Annotated in this window: 3 protein-coding genes; all 3 read left to right on the top strand. The window is 52.7% G+C overall.

Annotated features, from left to right (window positions below):
• Positions 1 to 517 (top strand): hypothetical protein (locus GXO76_15570; protein ID NOY79271.1); only part of this gene is annotated, 517 nt, incomplete at its 5' end.
• A 174-nt stretch (positions 518 to 691) separates the two neighbouring features.
• Positions 692 to 3,007: an extracellular solute-binding protein gene (locus GXO76_15565; GenBank protein ID NOY79270.1), complete on the top strand. Its 2,316-nt coding sequence runs from the start codon at positions 692 to 694 to the stop codon at positions 3,005 to 3,007.
• A gap of 388 nt (positions 3,008 to 3,395) precedes the next feature.
• Positions 3,396 to 4,222, top strand: an 827-nt coding sequence (locus tag GXO76_15560; protein NOY79269.1) for a hypothetical protein, incomplete at its 3' end; no start/stop codon positions are given.

Here is a 4,222-nt window from a genome sequence, read left to right as displayed (position 1 = left end):
TCCGGCGGACGGACATACCCTGTTGTTTCAATATTTTAACGCTGATCCCCACATGCTCTGGCTGATGGACGCTGACGGAATGAACCTGCGGCCGCTAAAAATCCTGCGGGAAACGGGTCATTTTGCCTGGATGGGAGAAACGGGACGGGTACTCACCACGATGGATTACCCCCGCCGGGCCATTGTTTCCATTGCCGACGGGGAGCCTCGGGAGCAGGTAATTGTGGAATCCGGGGATGTGTACTTCTGGCACGCCGGGGTTTCCGAGGACGGCCAGTGGATTGTGTCCGATTCCAATTGGCCCGACCGGGGGCTGTTTTTGATTCACGCGGCCACCGGCCATCTGAAAAAATTGTGTAACGACGGGAGCAGCAAGACGTACCAGATGGCGCACCCGCACCCGGCTTTCAGTCCCGATAGGAAATGGGTTGTGTTTAATTCCGATCGGAGCGGCTTTCCGCATGTGTATCTGGCGAAAGTTCCGGAAGAGTTTTGGGAAGAATTGGGCGAAGGGTAAAATTTAAGTAACCTTGCGAAGGTTCCGAAACCTTCGCAAGATTCTTTTTAAATTCGTGAATTCGTGGCATGTTCACATAAAAAAATATTGAAAGGTCGAATGAAAAAAAATTACATAAAATTTCGAACAAAAATTGTTTTCGCAAGTTTGTTTTTTCTTTTTGTGGGAATTGTTATGTTTCCCGCAAATTCTTTCGCCCAGAAACCCACCGAACTGGTCGTGTGGGGCATGGGTGAAGGGGAAAATATGATGGGCATCTACGCGGCCATTGACGAATTTGAAAAAATGCACCCGGGTGTGAAGGTGAAAATCTCCACCGCCGGGCGGGATTTAAATCCTCAGAAGCTCATGACGGCCATTGTGGGCGGCGTGGCGCCGGATGTGATACACCAGGATCGCTTCACAATTAGCGGTTGGGCCTCCCGCGACGCCTTTACCAACCTGGATCCCTACATCGCACGGGACAAAAACAAGCCGCACGCCGTGCGCAAAGAGGATTTCTATTCCGCCTGCTGGAACGAAGCCTCCTACAACGGCCATGTGTACGCCATCCCGTTCGGTGCAGACGACCGGGCTCTGTACTACAACAAGAACATGCTTCGTGAAGCCGGTTTTGTGGATGCCAGAGGCCATGTGATTCCCCCCAAAACCTGGGAGGATTTGCTGCGCTACAGCGACAAAATCAACAAAAAGGACAAGGCGGGACATTACGTCCGGCTGGGATTCAGCCCGATTTACGGCCCGGCCTCTTTCTACCTCTACGCCTGGCAAAACGGCGGCCATTTCATCAGCGCGGACGGCCGTACCTGCACGATGGACGAACCGGCCATTGTGGCGGCACTGGCCTGGTGGGTGAAGTTTTATGATCATTTCGGCGGGCGAGAGGCCATCCCCGCCTACGAAACCATGTTCCTGCACGGCGCCTTTGACCCCTTCTTCTCCGGAAAACTGGCCATGAAAATTGACGGCAACTGGAAACTCCAGGACATTGCCCAGACCAACCTGGATTTCGATTTTGGCGTGGTGCCGGTTCCGGTGCCGAAGGGAAAACCGTACATCACCTGGTCAGGCGGATTTTCCTTTGCCATTCCCAAGGGTGCGCGGCATCCCGATTTGGCGTGGGAGTTCATCAAATGGATGACCAGCCCGGAAGCGTGGGACATCCGCAGCTACGTACAGATGCGGTTTAACGAGAGCCGCGGCAAACCGTACCTTCCGCAGATGTCCGCCAATCGGGTAGCGAATGAGCTGCTCCGGGACAAATACGTGGTGAACAACCCCAATCTGTCGCCGTCGCTCAAAGCCGGGTACAAGGTGTTTGTGGAGCTGATGAACCACAGCAAGTACCGGCCGGTTACGCCGGTGGGCCAGCGGCTGTGGAACGAACAGATTCGCGCCTTCGACATGGCCACGTACCACCGGTTAACGCCATACGAAGCCCTGCACCGGGGGAAAATCGCTGTTCAACTGGAGCTGGACCGTATCTTCAACAAAAATCCGGGCAAGCCGGTGAACTGGAAAACGGTGCTTTTTTGGGTTAGTTTTGTGATTGCCATTGGTCTGGGGTATTTGATTTTCCGACTGCAGAAGATTTACCGCCGCATGGGACGGCGTGCCCGCGGAGACATGTGGATTGGATTTTTGACGATTAGCCCCTGGATGACCGGTTTTCTGGTCTTTATGGCGGGCCCGATTATTTTTTCAATTCTGTTGAGCTTCATGCGCTACGATGTGATTCACCCGGCCCGCTGGGTGGGCGTGTGGAATTACGTGACGCTGGTGAAAAAAGACCCGCTTTTCTGGAAATCTCTTTGGAACACAATTTACATGATTGTGAGCGTCCCGCTGGGCATGAGCGTAGGCCTCGGGATTGCCATGCTGCTTAATGCCAAAATCAAAGGGATGGCTGTTTACCGGACGATTTTTTATCTTCCGGCCATTGTGCCGGAGGTGGCCAGTTCCATTTTGTGGATCTGGGTGCTCCAGCCGAGCAACGGGCTGCTGAACAATGTGTTGAGCTGGTTTCACATCCACGGGCCGCTCTGGCTCCAGAGCGCCACCTGGTCGAAACCCTCGATTATTTTGATGGGACTCTGGGGAGCGGGGGCCAGTATGATCATCTGGCTGGCGGGGCTAAAAGGCATCCCGGAGTACCTGTACGAGGCGGCAGAAATCGACGGGGCGGGTCCCATTCGCCGCTTCTTTTCGATTACCCTGCCAATGCTGTCGCCTTACATTTTTTTCAACATGATTATGGGGATCATCGGCACGCTGCAAATCTTTACGTCGGCGTACATCATGACGCAGGGCGGGCCGATCGATTCAACCCTGTTTTACGTGTACTATCTCTTTAACAACGCATTTGAATATTTTAAGATGGGATACGCCTCGGCGATGGCCTGGATTCTGTTCCTGATTATTCTGGCGCTGACGCTTTTCCAGCTCAAAATGGCCCCCAAGTGGGTACACTACGAAGCAGGGAAAAAGTAATGGTTTTACCCGCGAAATACGCGAAAAAAAGGATTTAACCGCAAAGGTCGCGAAGAAGACGCAGGGTTTGCAAAGTGCATCGGTGTTAATCGGTGGTTTATTTTTGGGAATTGGAATTTGTTTTTTTGGAATTTATTTGAAATTTGGGTTTTGATAATTGGGATTTCTCTTTTCCCTTTTGCTATGACAAATTTAAATTAAAATTAGGAAGCCATGTCAAAGACATTACGTAGAATTCGGCGATTCACTGCTTTACACGCCACGTTGATTATCGGAAGCAAGCATCATTTTTTCTTTCCCCTTTTACTGGCTGGGGAGCACCAGCTTTAAAGCCAATCGGGAGATTTTTACCGCACCGCCCAAATGGGTACCGGCCCTGCCGTACAATGTGAAGGAATCCCCCTACGCAGCCGGGCGCGAGTATCTGAAACCGCTGCGGCCGGGAAGCATTTCTTCTCAGAATTGGCAAATCGTGATTCAAAAAATGCCGGACAAACTCTGGCCCGGTATTTTGAATATCGTCCAGACCCGCGTGTTCGGTTGGCAGGATTCTTCCCGGGCGGATGCCCACTTGCGGGCGCTGCTGGGCCACCAGTTCGAACACCTCAAACAGCGTCTGGTGTACGGCGTAGCGGGAGAGGCATTCCGGCACCCGGAGGTATTCCAGTCGCTTCACACCCCTGCGGACATTCTGGCCTATTTGCAAACAACCGTACGCCCCCGGCGGGTGCTCAAAATCTGGAATGATGTGTTTCGCGATTTTGCTTTTGGTCCCATCACCTACCAGGATGCCAAATTTGTAGAACATACCATTGCGGCCCCCGGGGAAAATCCCCTGCGGCTCTGGAAAATTGAATCCCCCAATGCACGGGCCCTGGGGATCTACGAAATTGGCGGCCGTTCAGCCTTAGAGATCGCCTACGATGTGTCCCGGCAGAAAACGGTCCGGTTTGTGTACCAGATTCGCACCCATTTGCCAGCCGATTCCCTTCGGCGGTTTGTGATTCCGATTAAAGGTGACGAATCCTATTACAAGATTGCTTTTCGCCTGGATACGCCACAGGGGGTGTTTCGAGGGAAGCGTGCCTTTTTAGTGGACGTGCCTGAGTGGAAGCAAGGCGTGTGGCAAATTCAGAAACCGGAAAAGCGCTACGAAATGGAACACATCCAGCTGATTCGCGACCCAAAGGCTGCCTCCACCGTCACCAAATCCGG

The sequence above is a fragment of the Calditrichota bacterium genome, assembly GCA_013151735.1.
Taxonomy (GTDB): Bacteria; Zhuqueibacterota; JdFR-76; order JdFR-76; family BMS3Abin05; genus BMS3Abin05.
The sequence above is the reverse complement of the archived record's forward strand: the minus strand, read 5'-3'. Positions and strand labels throughout refer to the sequence as shown.